Raw genomic sequence first — 15,720 nt, 5'->3', positions numbered from 1 at the left:
CGACCACATCAGGTGATCTCAACGAGACCGGCAAGACCGTCACTGCCGAGAGCGGACGGGATCGGCTCCTCGAACTGTTGCTGATCGGCGCGGCAGCCTTTACCTCCGCAGGGATCGGGTCGCGTGGCCGGCGAAGCCTCCATGCCTTCCCCAGCAGCGCGGCCCGGACACCGGAATAACGAAGTCTCACAGACGGCCTCGCCCTGGGCGTACGACGCGAACAGCCATCCAGTCCCCACCCGCTACGTGGTCCGCGACCGGCAACTCATCCAACAGGTGCACGCCGACGCCCACACCGCATACCCCATCCTCGCCGACCCGCCACCGACCGGCGAACTACAAGACGTGGCGGCGAGCAAAAGCGCGTTCGGCAAGTCCCGGGCCAGCGACGACACCGGATATATCGGGCAGACCGCACAGAACCTGACCGCCCCACCGCCTGAGGCCGGGGCCACGGCCGGTACGACGGTACCGTTACCGCTCGGCGGCGCCGCCACCGTCACACCGGACGGTCCCGGCACCATCGACCTCGGCGACGACACCGGCCAAGACGAGTCCAGCGGTGGGCAAATCACCGCCGCCCAGTGGGCCGACGAGCTGACCGCCACCACCCCGGAGAACACCCACAACACCCCACCCGCGCATCCGGATGACGGTACGACGCTGAGCGAAATGGCCGCCCTGGACCAGCGTCGGCGCAGCGATCCCGACAGCGGCGACGATGCGGCCGAGGGGTTCTGGGATCAGGCCTGGGAGACGACGAAAGACTTCGCCCACGATTTTCCGCCGACCGGGCTGGCGATCGGCGGTGTGAAAGCCACGCTCGGGATCGTCGAGGGCTTCAATACGCTGTCTGGGCACGGCCCGGGTGGGCAGCAGGCCCAGGCCGACGCGACCCGGAACATGGCAAAGACCACCGCGGGAATCGTTCTCGACGGCACCCCGGCGACGAAGAATTTGTCCGACCATGCCGGTGTGCCGGGCCTGCTCGAACCCGGTGAGGGTGCGGAGTTGTCGACGGCTGCGAAGGAACAGTTCCTCGCCACCGAGGACTGGGACCACCCTTATGTCGGTGCCGGCGAAGTGGCCGTGAACGTCCTGTCCAGCGGTGTGGTTCCGGCGAAAGGTCTGGGCGTGGCCCGCGGTGACGCTGTGTCTGGGCCGACGCGAGCTGAAGTCGATGCTGCTCGGATCGCCTCGGGTGGGAGGCCTGCCGACGATACCGTGCGAGCTCCGACCCACCTTCCGGATATGCGACGCCAGTACATTGCTGAAATCGAACGCCTCGGCGAGGTCGAGGACACGATGCGAGCCCAGGGTGCATCGCCGGAACGAATCGCCGGAACGCTCTACGCAGAGCGCCGAGCGATAGGCGATAGGCGATAGGCGATAGGCGAGGGTTACAAAAATCTCACACCCGAGCCCCTCTACAGTCAGATTTATGGACGCAACGAAAGCGTGTATGGAGATCCGCTTGGTCCGTCGATCGAGTGGCTTCGAAATAGTGGGAAGTCGTGGGAGAGAATCATTCAAAGCTCTCAGCGTGCGGGCGGGAAGGACTTGGGGCTCGGAAGATGATACTCATGAGAGACTTTTACCACTGGTCGCGACTCGCTGAGTTGGACCCGGAAACCCGGATCTTGACGCTGCTCCCTCCTTCTCCGGGTACCGCCGATCGGCGAATATCGGGTGAATTTGCTGAGATTGGGGGTACTGTCGTCCAGTTTTATCGAGGGGATCGAGTCGAATCCCCGTTGGTGTTGACTATTGGAGGAACCAGTGTCGTGGTTGGTCCTCGTATCCATGCGGAGTGGGTCCAGCTGGATCCAACTCATTGTGTACTCACAATCTTCGCGGAAGAACGCGAGCTGATTCACCTCGACTACGATCCGACGTCGCCGGCGCTCCCGCCGATGAGTGAAGCCAGTTGGCCGGACGAAGAGGACTACGACATAGGGTTGTTCGTTAACAACATCGTCAACGACGCTGAACGACAGCATGTGATCTTCATGTAGGGTCGCGCTCCGCGAGCAGTTGCTTATATCCGGATAAGGTGTTCATCGCCGAGGAAGGCTGCCGAGGTGTTCGATCGATACTCTCAGACGGGTGCTCTACGGCACTGCATATCGCCGGAGATCGGCCTGGACGCGTTCTACCGTGAACTCGAATCCGATTCGGACCCGATGTGACAGGGAATGTGTTGCCAGCCTGGCGTGATCCGCTCTGCGTACCTAATGCGCTTCCGAGGTCAACCCAGTGTGACGCAGTGTGTGGTCGCTGTCGGTAGCCGTTGCCGGCAGACGTCCGATGAACATTGTCGTGGTTGCGTCCACTGCGCCACCCCGAGAGTGTTTCACGAGTGCCCTCCAATTAGACTGCCCCCGTGACCCGTTCAGTGCAGAAGACGATGCCGTCTACGCCCACCGATACCGGCTCGAGGATGTCACCCTTGTGGTCCCGGACGACGAACTGACCGGCCTGCTGGCGGGAACGCCATCGGGCACGGCTTTTGAGTGGCCGTTCACCGGCAGCGGCTGGACCGCGAGCATCAACGGCCTTATCCCCGAGTTCGACATCCCGGAACGATCTGTGATGCAGCCCGGTGCGCGGCTCGTGCGTGTCGCCGCCAATGGCAGCGAGCAAGTGGTCCGTATTTTGGATAGAAGTATGGAATGGATCGAGGTTAGCCCGAAATGAGCGTTGTCCTTCCCCCTGGGTTCGGGCCGAGTAAGACGTTCGCTGTCTTTCGCGGGTTCGAATACGAGACGGTGAACGCACCTTCCGATGGTGAAGTGGTGTTGGTGGCGCACGGGCCGGGCCCGTATCCGGAGGGGTTCACCTCCAATCGCAAGGGGCTCACAAGTTGGCGGCGTTGAGTGAGCTCGATCGGGCGTTCCGGCGTAAATGCTCCGCGATGTGGAAGGGGCGCCCGTGTGGGATCCACGGTGTTCAGGGGTCGAGGGTATCGGCTGACCTGAGTGTGGTGCCACAAGATATCGAGTTTCGGAATTGGCTTCTAGCTCAACCGGAGATCGAATGCGACACATATTTCGATGTACAGTTCCCCCTCTACCGGGGCAACTTCGAGATCGCGGACCTGACCGAAATCTCGGTGACGATCATCGAGTATTCGCTTGTCGACGGTTCGCCGGGTGAACCGCGGACATGGCAGCAAGAACCGGACACCGACGCCTGAACGACGTCGGCAACCCCTCAGAGTAGGCGATCGAGGTGACGCGACCGGGGTAAGCAAACGCGACCGACACGTGGATTGACCTCTAGTGGCGTTTCCTTTCCAGATCGTGTTCTGGATGTGGCCGCGGGTAAGTGCACGTTCGACAAGACGCGGAGTACATCCGACTCCAACACCGAGGGATACCCGCAGCAGGCGTTGGACAACCTCAACCGCGACCCCCGTGCCAGGGAAGCCGAAGAGGCCGACATTCCCCTACCCTTCGACGGTGCTGCCGCCGTGCGACGGAAACGGCCAAATCGACCTTGGAATGGCCTCATCCTCTGACTCCGCTGCGAGTGATGCCGAGCCGAACCCCACGCCGCCAGGAAATGCGGCAACGTCGGCGGCGGCAGGGCTTGCCATGGCCTCAGCGGGTACAGCAGAAACCGGAGTAGGGATACCAGTTGCCGTGGCCCTGGGAATTCTGGCGGCCGGTGCGCTCATTTACGGAATGGCTGCCGACCGGGGTAACGGCCGCGGCGAACTCGACCTCCGTGAAGCCAACGAGATCTTGAAGTCCGCCTCGATTTCCTTCGCGAGGGAACTCGTCCCCCGCACGCGGGTCAAGGACACCGCGATGGTCACCACCGCATTGCGGATGGCGCTGTGGCGACGTGACCACACCGGCCACCCGGTCGGTGCAGGATTGATCCACCATAGCGATGCGGGCAGTCAGAACACTTCCATCTCCTTCGCGGAAACCCCTGTGCTGGAGGGTATCGCTGCGTCGATCGGCAGCATCGGCGACGCCTACGACAATGCACTCGCCGAGAGCACGATCGGGTTGTTCAAAACCGAAGTAATCGCCAAAGACAACCCGTTCCATCCGGGTCCCTACAAGTCCGTCGAGGACGTCGAGTACGCCACGATGGAGTGGGTCGACTGGTTCAATCGCAGTCGCCTCCACAACCGTCTCGGATATGTCCCTCCGGACGAATTCGAGGCGGCGTACTACGCTCATCCGTCGACTCCACAACCGGAGCCGTCACCGATATAGGAGCGGCAAGAAATCCGAGACGGTTCACTCCCGTGTAGGTTCCAGCGTGGCAGCGGGCCCGCTTGCGGTGACACCGCCACGCTGGATTCCGGCAGTCAAATCTGCAGCCTACGAGGCAGTAGTTTGCCCTGTGTTGAAGTTGTATCGATCCAACCGCGTTCGAAATTGGCCTGGACAAGTGTCGGATTCCCAGACACGGCGAATTCATCCCTCGCGGGGAAGCCGAGACGGCCTCCCGCAGCGGTTGTAGCGCCCTCGACACCGTTGTCGTCGAACCACGACGGGCCGAACTGCTCACGGCTTAACCGGTTTTCGGGGCAGGGTCCTTGACCGCGAGGGTGTCGAGCTTAGTCAGAGCGGCCGCCGTATCGAAGGCGGGTGCGGTCGGTGCGGGGGCGCCGGGGTCATTCGATCCCGCCGGGAACGCGTCGGCGGCGGAGCACCCCGACAAGGCCACAGCCGCGGCGGTGAGGGTGGCGGCGAAAGTGGCTGTGACCGGACGGGTCCGAAGCTGCATCAGTGCTTCTCCTGGCGTGAGTGGTCAAGCGTGGAGGGGTCGAGTATTCACACCGCTACCGACAAGTGGCTGCAGCGGTCAGCTCTTCGGGTCCAGTCAGCTCGATTGAAAGGGAGAGCCGCTCGACAATCAACCGCGGATCGTTGATCGTTGTTTGATGGTCGCGAATCGGCCCCATAGCCCGAGCCCGTGGACCAGTCGCGCCCTGGGTAATGCCAACCTGATGTAGGGATCCGGGCTAGCGACTGACCGACTATCTGCAAGTTCGGTTGACTTCGGCACACAAGGAACTGACTTCCTTGAACGCCGATTACCCCCTGAGTGAGAACGAAGATGTTCTGATTGCACCACCTTCAAGAGCAGTTCATGGAGCGCGTTCGTCGGTAAGCTTCTCGACGTCCCTCGACCGAGAAGAACTTGGCGTTGTCGACGCGCCGGCGCTGGTTGCTGAGGCACATGTGGCATAACACCAGAACAACCTGGGCTGCGACCTGCAGTTGAACCTCGGGCTACTTCCTCGCTCTCCTGCCATCCACTCGTCGCGGGGAAGTTTGTGAGCGAAGGTTCTTGGTGATAAATTCGGCAACCAGTGTGGCGGCGTCTTCGAGTGGCGACTAGCGACACTAGAGTGATCCGCGGCTACTGCAGCATCGTGCCGCGCATCAAGTTCCTAGAGCTTACGGGGGTAACCAACTGGGGGTGGGATGGAATTCTTTGGGGCTTCAATTCGCGGCCCGGCGGTATAGCTCAGTCCCACCAAACCTCTCACGCGTTTTTCCAGCTGCCTTAACTCCGCGCGCATACGCATCGGAATGCTTGGCGCCCATGTTTCTTGCATGTAAACCGCTGCACACGGCGAGGTGAACAGTGTTGTGAAGAGGGGGAATTCGAGTGATTGGACGACAGATCAGCTAAGGTGAATCGTCGGTGACGATCGGGTGATAGCACCTGTCGTGGTGAATTGCGACTGTAACGCCGATGCGATGCACGGCGACGAGTCGGAACTAATCGTGGGGGCGAGTTAGAAGGAACTAGTTGGGCTACAGCAGCCCCCGGTCCAAGCACGGATTCCCCTATGTGAATCGAACCCGCCAGGAACGGTCCCATCTCAGACTGCGCTTTCGCGCAGAGCCTTCAGCTTGAGGAGTTTAAGTGTTGTTGTTGGGTTTGCATTTTGGGCACGACTCAGGTGTTGCGGTTGTGCGAGACGGGCGTGTCCTGGTTCACCTCGTACGCGAGCGACTGACCAGGGTGAAGCACGCCGGAGGTTTAGACACAGCAATCGTGCAGGCAGCGCTGGACGCAGGAGGGATCACGCTGAGCGATATCGATGCAGTGGCGGTTTCCTCCACCCAAGGTGTCGAGCTGCTATTCGATGAACCGACCTCGTTCTCCCTGCAATTGACCCGTGAAGATTCATTTGGGGTGCCTTGCTCGTTCCTCGACCAGATCAGCGCCGAGCAATTGACCTTCGAACACCTGGGAACTCGCGGACTGGCACCTTTTCTCCCCTCAGGGGAACTAGCCGGATCCTGGCTGTCCAGCGCATTCTCGGCGATGTTCCCAGATTATGCTATGGGTCGCTTTAGTCCCGAAGACACAGTTCCCTTCGTGGACAGCTTCATCACCCGCCCCCACTGGGACGAGGGCGCCGGTCTCGCGGAAATCGGTCAGCGCACAGTTCAGCTAGAGGCCAACCTCCGATACGGCTTCCACCTGCCCCTCGAGGTGACTCTCCTTGGGCAGGCATTTCCCGGATACCTGATCCACCATCACCTTGCTCACGCCGCGAACAGCTACTACACCTCGGGCTTCGCGCAAGCTGCGGTACTCAGCCACGACGGTCACGCGAACGGTCAGTCGTACCACGGGGGTATGTTCTACTATGGCAACGGAAAAGCGCTGTACCCTATAGCTCCCCACCATCTCAACCTCGGTGCAATGTATGACCGCGTCGGGCAGGCGCTCGGCTTGGGACATATCGGGCCGGCTGGCAAGCTGATGGGGTTAGCCGCATACGGAAAACCCGCATTCGCCGACGACAAATTCATCGGAAACTACTGGGACGCTCAAGCTGCAGGGATCGAAGATTTAGCCAGCTCGTGGCTCGTCTTCTGCCGAGCGCGAGCCAGCGAACAAGGCTACGATTTGTCCGTCCTCGGCCGACCGGAATCTGCGACCGAACCTATCAACGCCGACATTGCGGCTAGTACACAGCAACTTTTCGAGGAGGTCCGAGCTAGGGCGGTAGCGACCCTCGCGCAACTGCTGCAGCGCGCCGACTTGCCGGCAACGAACTTGTGCCTGACCGGCGGTACAGCGTTGAACTGCCCTTCCAACACTCAGATCGCCGAGCACAGCGGGTTCAAGCAGGTCCATGTCGAGCCGACCTGCGACGACAGCGGAATTGCCGTCGGCGCTGCCCTTGTCGTCCATCACTCACTCCTCGGAGCAGAAGTGGAATTCGGCGAACGTCACTCGGCATACGTCGGGCGCCGCTTCACCCCTCAACAAGTTGTCGATGCACTCGCCGTGGCCGCTGGTGAACTCACCGTGACACCACTGGCGTCCGAGGACATTGCAGACCGTGCCGTCGAAGATCTGCTGGCCGGGTGCGTAGTCGCATGGTTCGAGGGTGCGAGCGAGGTAGGACCCCGAGCGTTGTGCCACCGCTCGCTATTGGTCGACCCACGCGCCGCCGAAAACTGGGCCAGAGTGAACCAGGTCAAGGGCCGTGAGAGCTGGCGTCCGTTCGCCCCAGTAGTGCTGGAAGACCGTGCAGCAGATTGGTTTCGCGGGCTACCGCTGCCCTCCCCATACATGCTGTTCAACGCCGACGTATCCGAAGGCAACATTCCCGCGGTCAAACACATCGACGGCACGTCCAGGATCCAAACCGTCGATTCGGAGGCTGGAGGCATCCACCGCCTCCTGTCCCGGTTCGCAGAGGAAACCGGAGTGCCGGTCCTCATGAACACCTCTTTCAACGGCCCCGGTGAGCCCATCGTGGACAGCCCGGCGGATGCCTTGGCCACTTTCTTGGAACTGCCGATCGACGTCCTCTACATAGATGGACACCGGGTCACCAAGGTCAACCAGTCAGGAGTATGACGATGACGTTTGCGCCCAGCACCCTCAATGTAGAGCACGCAGCGGAACTGAAGCCCCACCTGCGACGACTCGTAGAGACCGACTACCCCCTCTACTTTCGAGCGCTCGTATCCGGGGAAGCAGTTCCCGCGGCGGAGGTACTCTCTGCCTTCGTCGATGCCCGACTGGCCGAAGAAGCGGACGGAACAGTCACCTTCCACGCACGGTGCTCACGTGTGGGCACCGACTTCATTTTCACCGACCGGGCTGATTACGTCGGCGAAGACCGGGTGCTGTACCTCTCGGACAACGAGTCCCTGCTGCGTGCACAGACTTTGCCCGACTGCCGTGAAGGGCGGGTGCTGGACGTAGGCACTGGTTCAGGCGTCCAAACCGTTGCTGCGTTCCGACGAGGCGCGACTTCAGTAGTTTCCGTAGACATCAACCCTCGTGCAACCGATATGGCCCGATTTAATCTCGCACTCAACGGACTTCCTACCGACGGGGTAGTGCTGACCGACTTTGCCGAGCTCGAGTCCGATGCCCCCTTCGATCTGATGGTCAGCAACCCGCCGTTCGTTCCGGTGCCCCCGGACACGCAGTTCATGCGTAGCGGTGCGAGCGGCCAAGACGGGCTGGACTTCATCCGGCTCTTGCTCGAACGCCGCACTGCACTCCTCGCGAAGGGCGGTACGTTCTGCTTGGTCTCGATCTCTGTGGGCCCATTCGCCTTCAGCGAGCTCGAGCGCCTGCTCGTCGCAGATTACCACCAAGAATCAGTCCGGATCGACGTGCAGACAATTTTTCCGGCGCCGGCGCCGATCGAGGATTTCATCGATGTCTTCGGGGACCTATCCACTGCCAACGACTGGCGGAAGTCCCTGCGTGCAGCAGGTTTCACACACCTACACAACCTCTTGGTCACGGTCTCGAAAGCGCCATTGTCAGAGTTTCGGCGGACAGCACTTGCTCGGACGCTGCCCCCGGTGGGTGAGAACAAGGGCAGCGTGGACTGGCCCGATTACCTCGACGAGGTTAGGTTGGCTCGTGCCTCTGCCCAACAGACATGCTCACTGTCGCCCGGACTGGATCGCGCATCCAACACGGGGAACTGTCCCCAACCATGACGTTTCTCGAATTGAAGAATGAGATCCTCGATCAGAATCTGTGCACCAGCTGTGGTGCCTGCGTGGCCGCGTGCAGTCCGCGCCTTCTGGAAATCTCGGTCGATGCCATTGTCCCTCACCTAGGCGCAGGAGTAACCGCGATCGATTGCGGTAGCTGCAACGAATGCCTTTCCGTATGTCCAGGTAAATACACCGACGTGGCCGCGTCGGAAACGATCCTGTTCGGTCGCCGCCGAACCGAGAGCGAGCGATGGACGGGGGTGATGGGCCAGACATACCTAGCAGCCGCTACTGACGAGACGATCCGAGGAGCCGCGTCAGCCGGTGGCGCAGTCACCTCGCTGCTGGCCTCATCGCTGCACTCAGGCCTCGTCGACGGATGCCTGGTGATCGGTCGGGACGAACAGCGCCCTTGGGTACCGGTCCCACGCATCGTTACCAGCGACGCTGAATTGCTCGAAACCGCACAAGCCAGCTATTGCATCACCCCCAACCTTCAACTTCTTCGTGACACCACCCTGGAACGGATTGCGGTCGTCGGACTGGCCTGCCAGATTCAGGCTATTCAAAAATGGCGGCGGTCCGACCCGGACGGGCCCGCCGCCAAGGTCGCGTTGACCATCGAACTCGCCTGTTCCTCCAACACCCTGCGTACTGGTACGGAACATCTGATCCAGGACCAATTGCGGCTCCCTCTCACCGATGTCACCAGAATGCGGTACCGACACGGCGACTATCCGGGTGCCTTCACCGCCTGGGACGGCGGAGGTGAGACACACTCCCTTCCATTTCACAAGCTCGTGCTGGCTTTTCGCGAGCATAAAACATTCCGATGCCAAAGCTGTCCGGATTGGTGGAGCGGTCTAGCAGACATCTCCGTCGCCGACGGTGACGCAAATATTTTCCGCACCAGCAAGGCGACAGCCGAGGGTGAGGCTGCCCCGGAAAAGCTCTCGCTTCTGGTAACACGGACCCAATCCGGAGCTACCGCAGTGGCGCGCGCTGTCGACCGCGGCGATCTCCACCTGACTCCCTCTGAGTTCGTTCCGGCAGAAAGCCTGGGGCTGCAGCGCAAAGTGAACCGGTATGCCTCCTACGCCCGCCAATTCCCTGGCGCCGTACCGCACGCTCCGCTGCCCGGCGCGGAGGTCGACAACCCTAAGGATGACAACGACGTGATCTCCGAGCTGAGCAGAACATCGTGAGTAACATCCCTTCGACCCAGCTCTTCCCGTCCCGCACTCATCCGTCGGATCGGATACGCCTTTGTGGTGTCCAGGATCAACCCGGGTTCGGTCCGCTGACGGCAGTGCCACACCCGGACAAGGCGATATCGCAGCGGGCCACCATCGTGGCCGCGGCGGGGCATGGTGTATCCAGGCTGTCGAATCTTGCTGACTGCCGTGATCTCCTGCGAAACCTGGATTGTCTGGCCGATCTCGGAGTGAACATTCGACCGATCGGTGACGATGCTGTCGAGATTCAGGGCCAAGGACCGGAGGCGGTCACCAGCACCAGCCTGACCGTGGACGTCGACAACAGTGCGACAACGGCCCGGCTCCTCACTGCAATGGTCGCGGCATCCGACGCGGACGTGACCATAACCGGTAACACGGCGTTACGCCGGCGCCCGATGGCCGAGGTGGTGGGACCGTTGCACGCCCTGGGGGCAGACATCGTGGATATCGGGCCGAACGGGCACCTACCGATTCAGGTGCGTGGCCGGCCCCTGCCAGGCGGATCAGCCCGGATCGACGTCCACTCCGCGCAGCCGGTTTCGGCTGCTCTGCTGGCTGCCGCTCTAGCGCAAGGCCCCAGTGTGATCCACCGGCGAGTTGCAGCGCGCGACCACACCGAACGACTGCTGCGTTGGGTCGGGGTGGAGGTAGAAGAGACACCGCTAACCCTGCACGTTCAGCCCAGAGCATGGGGCCCACTTTCTCTGCGGATACCCGGTGACCCGTCCGGCGCAGCGTTTCTCGCCGCGGTCCACTTGGCATCTGCCCACCGCGAGCGCCCGCTCGTTCTACGTGAGGTCTGCATCAACTCACGTCGGACCGGGTTCTTTCGTATCCTGCGCTCCATGGGCGCCGAAGTCGACTTCTCAGCGGTCGACCACGACACCCCCGAGGAGTTGGCCAACATCACTATTCGAGCGGCGGATCAACTGCGGGGGGTGCACATCGACGATCCCGAATTGGTGCAGAGCGCGATCGACGAGCTGCCTATGATCGCCGCGCTCGCCACTCTCGCCAACGGAGAGACTCGGATCGGGCAGGCATCGGAACTACGCGGCAAGGACACTGATCGAATTGTCACCACCGTCGAGTTGCTGCGGCAATTCGGCGTTCAGGCGCGACCAACCATGGATGGCCTGCACGTACGACCGACGCCGATTCAGGCACCAGCGATCCTCCAGCTTCCCCGCGACCACCGGGTGATCTTCGCCGGGATCGTGCTCACAGTCCTCACCGGCGGGTACGGCGAGTTGCACGGTCTGGAAGCTGTCGCAACGTCCTATCCGAACGCGATCAACGAACTCCGACGATGGGTGGTGGTCGAGGAATGAGAAGACATGTGGACACAACCTTGGAGACCGTTGAACGACCCGATCCGGACACAGTCGACCGGTCGAGCCGAGAAGCACGGTCCACCGGTACCCGTCTCGGTCCGGTGTTCGCCGAAGGGCACGGCGCCTGGTTGACCGCCGTGGACGGCACTGACTATTTCGACGCTACCGCAGGTAGCGGCGCTGTGAGCCTCGGACACCAGCATCCCGCTGTAGTCGACGCCGTCGTCGCGCAGGCTCGACGGCTGGGACACACCGGATGCAAGCTGGGTTCGGACGTGCGTGAGGAAATGACTGCTCAGCTCGCCGCGCTGGTTCCGTTCGAGGACGCCCGCGTCTTGCCCACTGCCACCGGATCGGAGGCCATCGAAGCGGCCCTCAAAGTAGCCCGCGCCGCGACAGGGCGGAACAGTGTGGTGGCGCTGGACCGCAGCTTCCACGGCAAGACTGCCGGAGCTTTGGCGCTGACATGGCGGCAGTCACTGAAGGAACACTCGGGACCTGCCCCGCAGGGCATTTGGCGGATTGACCCGCCCGACCCGAGAGCAGGAGACGACAATGGCGCGGCCGAACAACAGGCCCGCTCTCTGATTGCTCGGGCGGCCGCTACCGGCGATCTGGCAGCGGTGGTGATCGAACCGGTGCAGGTCACCGAAGGGGTCCTGGAACTTCCCGTGCGGTACATCGATGCGGTGGCCGATGAAGCGCGGAAGGCCGGTGCACTGGTCGTCATCGACGAAATCTACACTGGGCTCGGACGCTGCGGTAGGCTGTTCCGGTCCGAATTACTCAGTCATACACCGGACCTCATCGTTCTTGGTAAGACGTTGGGAAATGGCAGCCCGATCGCCGCCGTCACCGGACCCGCAGCGGTGCTGGACGCTTTACCTGCAGGAGTACAGACATCCACATTTTCGGGAAACCCGGTGTCCTGCGCAGCCGCCGTCGCGGTACTCGACGTCGTAGTCAACCAAGACGTGCCCGCCCGGGCCCGGGAACTTGGTGAATACTTGCGTGAGCACGGACAGGAGTCGATGCGCGAGTTCGAGTGGATCCGCGACTGGCGTGTGGTCGGCGGCTTGGCAGGGTTCGACTGCATCGACAGTGCTGGACAGCCCTCGCCGTCGCTGGCACGCGCGTTCACGCGAGCCGCACTTGCCGAGAGACTGCTGCTCTTCTCCGGCGGGCCGCAAGATGCTTCAGTCAAGATTGTCCCTTCACTAATGATGTCGCAGGCCGATTTACGGAGATTGACCGATCTGTTGGACGCGACCTCGCGGCGCATCAGCGAGGGGGTATGAGCGTGCGCGCAGCACCCCCGATCCGGCATTTGCAGGCAGGAGGACACGCCGGTGTGGAATACGTGAGTGTTGACATGCGCTCACCTGTACCCGGCGAACTGGTCGTTCGGCCGCAGATCACCCTCATCAGTCCTGGAACCGAACTGCACTATCTGAGAATGGCGCGCGCTTCCGGCGAACGTTTTCCGCTTGGGTATTGCGCTGCTGGTGAGGTCGTGGAAGTGGGTCCGCGCAGCCCCGGGTTTTCCGTGGGGGACCGGGTTATCGCGATGGGATGGGGTCGAGCGGTGCACGGCACACTGGTATGGGTGCCGCACCGGCTGTGCGTGCGGATACCGGACCACCTAGATCCGGCCGAGGCTGTAGTCGCGAACCTCACTGCCACCGCAGTACACGCACTGGACCGATCCGGGGCCATGGAAGGCGAGCATGCCCTGGTCGTCGGCGCTGGCATCGTCGGACTGCTGGTAGCCCAGGTAGCGGCCAGCAGAGGGCTGGACGTCACGGTCGTGGACAACGATTCCGCCCGGACAGAGGCAGTCGATGCCATGGACCGTTCGGCTATCACGGCAGCCGATTGGAACAAATTGGCGGCCCACCCGACCGGCGGAACTCGCAGGCACGTGTTCATGTGCATCTCTGGGGACGGCACTGCCGCACTGCACGAGGCCACGGATTGGGCGGTGCGCGGAGGACCTCGACCTGTGATTACGGCCGTCGGCAGATTCGTAGCCAGCACAAAGTTCTCCGTCGACCACGGCAACATCGACTACCGGGTGTCGGCGCGCTGCGGTGAAGGGTACCGGGACAACGATTACGAACTGGGCCACAAACAAATTCGTGTTCCTTCGAGGGAAGGCACCGTCACCGAGAACCTGCACTGGGCGCTCCGGCTGGTCGAAGACGGGCTGGTCTCGCTCAGTGGAATGCAGATCTACGAGGGCCATTTCGACCGGGCCACCGAGGCCTACGCCGCGCTACATCGCAGCACGGCATGGACGAGCGCGCGGCTGGCCTACGGAGGCGACGATGATTGAACGGATCGAACGGACACTGATCAGCTGTCTGCTCGAGCAGGTCGACCAGCGACCCGAACACACGGCTGTCCTCACTCCCGAGACTCGCTGGACATACCGCGATCTAGCCGACCGAGCAGGCAACATCGCTGCAGACCTCACGCGGGCGGGCGCCCGCCCAGGTGATCGTTGCGCGCTCCTTTTCGCACACAGCGCAGAGATGGTCTCCGGGGTGCTCGGCGCATTGTTGGCCGGACTGGTCTACGTGCCGCTGGACGCGTCCTACCCTGCCGCTCGGCTACGACAGATGCTGGCGCTGAGCGGAGCCGGGACGATGCTCACCGACAGTCCCAACCGGGAACTGGCAACGTCCCTCGCGAAGGACAGGACAACGGTGGTCACCGTGTCCGGCGCCACCGCGACCGCCGCGTCTGCGGACGCACCCGGGTGGAGCACCCGCCGCGCCGACGACGAGGCGTACATCCTCTTCACCTCCGGCTCGACCGGCGTCCCCAAACCGGTGGTGCAGACCCACCGCAATGTGGAGCACCACGCCACGGTCTGGGCGAGAGGCCTGGGAATTCACCCCGACGACCGGGTCAGCCTGCAGTCCGCTTACAGCTGGGACTCCTCGGTGCAGGACATGTACGGGGCGTTGTTGACCGGCGCGACACTGTGCCCGGTCAATCTGCGCACGATGGGCATCGGCGGGTTGATCGACTGGTTCCGCGCCACCGACATGAGCGTCTACCACTCCACCGTCCCCGTGTTCCGCGCGGTGTCCCGGGCGCTCACCGAGCGCGCAGAAGCGTTGCCGGCGATGCGTGTACTGGCTCTCGGCGGCGACTCCATCCTCGCTCCTGACCTCGAGTACTACCGGTCACTGTTCGGCCCCGACTGCCTACTCGCAAGCGCCTACGGCTCCACCGAATGCTCATGCGCGCTGTTGAACGTTGTCGACCACACATACGAGCTGCACACCGCGGTGTTTCCACTGGGGCAGCCTGTCGCGACAACAAAAGTAGACCTCGTCGACGAATCCGGGGCGGTGCTGACCGGACCTTGCAAAGGTGAACTTGTCGTCCGTAGCCCATTCCTGTCGATCGGGCACGGCCGGGAACTGAACGGCGAGCCGGGCACACTGCGCACGGGCGACCTCGCGGTGCGCGGCGCGGACGGATCGGTGACCATGGTCGGTCGAGAAGACTTCGTCGTCAAGATCGCCGGGATCCGGGTCGACACAGGCGAAGCCGAAGGCGTGATCGCGAACAGTGGACTGGTCAGCTCCGCTGCGGTAGCAGTGTTCCCGGACGACCTCGGAGAGGCGCATTTGGTGGCCTACGTAGTTCCCCGTGGAGATGTTCTCGAAGTGGCGAAATTACAAGCCCATGTCGACGAGTATCTACCCTCGCATGCCCGCCCCGCCCGGTATGTCGTACTCAACGAGTTACCGCTCACCCCGAACTTCAAAATCGACCGCCAGGCGTTGCCCGCACCCCGCGGTGCACAATCTGGATCGCACCCAGCTCACCAAGTTGCTGGGCTTGCCGGCGACCTGCAGCAGGCAATGACTCAGGTGCTGGGCGGTCGACTGATCGGTGTCGACGAAAACTTCTTTGATGCCGGATTGAACTCGGTGAGGCTGGCTGCTTTTCACGAGGTGGTGACCCGGAACGGCCACGAGTTGCGTTTGGCTGACGTCTACCGGGCAGGCAGCTTGGCTATGTTGGCGCGGCAACTGAGCGGCGACGACACATCGTCACCGGTGACCGATGGAACCGCACGCGGCGCGCGGCGGCGGGGGTTGGCAGTACACACACGTTCCAGGGCGGGGCGGGGTCTGGGTTGGCGAGGGACGGAGAGCTGAT

The 15,720-nt window shown here is 62.5% G+C and carries 12 protein-coding genes and 1 pseudogene; 12 read left to right on the top strand and 1 reads right to left on the bottom strand.

The genetic code is table 11. The annotated features are described in order from the left end of the window. The first annotated feature begins 141 nt into the window (after positions 1 to 141). From NOF53_RS25045 to NOF53_RS25025, 5 genes and pseudogenes are all read left to right on the top strand, one after another. Positions 142 to 1,386: a hypothetical protein gene (locus NOF53_RS25045; RefSeq protein WP_255973935.1), complete on the top strand. Its 1,245-nt coding sequence runs from the start codon at positions 142 to 144 to the stop codon at positions 1,384 to 1,386. A 398-nt stretch (positions 1,387 to 1,784) separates the two neighbouring features. Then, on the top strand, positions 1,785 to 2,015 hold the full coding sequence (locus NOF53_RS25040; RefSeq protein WP_255973933.1) for a hypothetical protein: 231 nt from the start codon (positions 1,785 to 1,787) through the stop codon (positions 2,013 to 2,015). A gap of 436 nt (positions 2,016 to 2,451) precedes the next feature. Beyond that, positions 2,452 to 2,697 carry a hypothetical protein gene (locus NOF53_RS25035; protein WP_255973931.1) on the top strand — a complete coding sequence of 82 codons (246 nt, stop codon included), beginning with the start codon at positions 2,452 to 2,454 and terminating at the stop codon, positions 2,695 to 2,697. A 286-nt stretch (positions 2,698 to 2,983) separates the two neighbouring features. Beyond that, complete coding sequence (locus NOF53_RS25030) at positions 2,984 to 3,196, top strand: hypothetical protein (RefSeq protein WP_255973929.1); 213 nt, start codon at positions 2,984 to 2,986, stop codon at positions 3,194 to 3,196. A gap of 604 nt (positions 3,197 to 3,800) precedes the next feature. Next, positions 3,801 to 4,232, top strand: a pseudogene (locus tag NOF53_RS25025) (integrase core domain-containing protein); the annotation flags it as partial. Between the two features lie 301 nt (positions 4,233 to 4,533). Here NOF53_RS25025 and NOF53_RS25020 read toward each other — a convergent pair. Continuing rightward, positions 4,534 to 4,749 carry a hypothetical protein gene (locus tag NOF53_RS25020; RefSeq protein ID WP_255973927.1) on the bottom strand — a complete coding sequence of 72 codons (216 nt, stop codon included), beginning with the start codon at positions 4,747 to 4,749 and terminating at the stop codon, positions 4,534 to 4,536. Positions 4,750 to 5,901: 1,152 nt separating this feature from the next. Between NOF53_RS25020 and NOF53_RS25015 the strand changes: the two genes are divergently transcribed. The 7 genes from NOF53_RS25015 (at position 5,902) to NOF53_RS24985 (ending at position 15,719) form a co-directional block, all read left to right on the top strand. Next, the gene (locus tag NOF53_RS25015; RefSeq protein ID WP_255973925.1) at positions 5,902 to 7,860 is read left to right on the top strand and encodes a carbamoyltransferase C-terminal domain-containing protein; all 1,959 of its coding nucleotides are present in this window, start codon (positions 5,902 to 5,904) and stop codon (positions 7,858 to 7,860) included. A 215-nt stretch (positions 7,861 to 8,075) separates the two neighbouring features. Next, positions 8,076 to 8,966 carry a methyltransferase gene (locus NOF53_RS25010; RefSeq protein ID WP_255973923.1) on the top strand — a complete coding sequence of 297 codons (891 nt, stop codon included), beginning with the start codon at positions 8,076 to 8,078 and terminating at the stop codon, positions 8,964 to 8,966. Beyond that, positions 8,963 to 10,171: a Coenzyme F420 hydrogenase/dehydrogenase, beta subunit C-terminal domain gene (locus tag NOF53_RS25005; RefSeq protein WP_255973921.1), complete on the top strand. Its 1,209-nt coding sequence runs from the start codon at positions 8,963 to 8,965 to the stop codon at positions 10,169 to 10,171. The genes NOF53_RS25010 and NOF53_RS25005 overlap by 4 nt, the downstream gene beginning before the upstream one ends. Beyond that, entirely contained in the window at positions 10,168 to 11,535 is a 1,368-nt protein-coding gene (locus NOF53_RS25000) for a 3-phosphoshikimate 1-carboxyvinyltransferase (protein WP_255973918.1), read from the top strand. Before NOF53_RS25005 ends, NOF53_RS25000 begins: the two co-directional genes overlap by 4 nt. An 8-nt stretch (positions 11,536 to 11,543) precedes the next feature. Next, positions 11,544 to 12,836, top strand: a complete 1,293-nt coding sequence (locus NOF53_RS24995) for an aspartate aminotransferase family protein (RefSeq protein ID WP_255973915.1) — start codon at positions 11,544 to 11,546, stop codon at positions 12,834 to 12,836. After that, a complete protein-coding gene (locus NOF53_RS24990; RefSeq protein ID WP_374212665.1) occupies positions 12,833 to 13,873 on the top strand; it encodes an alcohol dehydrogenase catalytic domain-containing protein in 1,041 nt (346 codons plus the stop codon). Before NOF53_RS24995 ends, NOF53_RS24990 begins: the two co-directional genes overlap by 4 nt. Beyond that, positions 13,866 to 15,719: an AMP-binding protein gene (locus tag NOF53_RS24985; protein WP_255973910.1), complete on the top strand. Its 1,854-nt coding sequence runs from the start codon at positions 13,866 to 13,868 to the stop codon at positions 15,717 to 15,719. Before NOF53_RS24990 ends, NOF53_RS24985 begins: the two co-directional genes overlap by 8 nt. Position 15,720 lies beyond the last annotated feature (1 nt).

This window comes from Rhodococcus tibetensis (assembly GCF_024438035.1).
In the GTDB taxonomy this organism is placed as follows: domain Bacteria; phylum Actinomycetota; class Actinomycetes; order Mycobacteriales; family Mycobacteriaceae; genus Rhodococcus_F; species Rhodococcus_F tibetensis.
This window is presented reverse-complemented; position numbering and strand designations above follow the sequence as displayed.

Excerpts from the sequence above, each read along its gene's own strand:
- NOF53_RS25045 (WP_255973935.1), top strand. The coding sequence starts at position 142 with ATGCCTTCCCCAGCAGCGCGGCCCGGACACCGGAATAACGAAGTCTCA.
- NOF53_RS25020 (WP_255973927.1), bottom strand. The coding sequence starts at position 4,749 with ATGCAGCTTCGGACCCGTCCGGTCACAGCCACTTTCGCCGCCACCCTC.
- NOF53_RS25005 (WP_255973921.1), top strand. The coding sequence starts at position 8,963 with ATGACGTTTCTCGAATTGAAGAATGAGATCCTCGATCAGAATCTGTGC.
- NOF53_RS24990 (WP_374212665.1), top strand. The coding sequence starts at position 12,833 with ATGAGCGTGCGCGCAGCACCCCCGATCCGGCATTTGCAGGCAGGAGGA.
- NOF53_RS24985 (WP_255973910.1), top strand. The coding sequence starts at position 13,866 with ATGATTGAACGGATCGAACGGACACTGATCAGCTGTCTGCTCGAGCAG.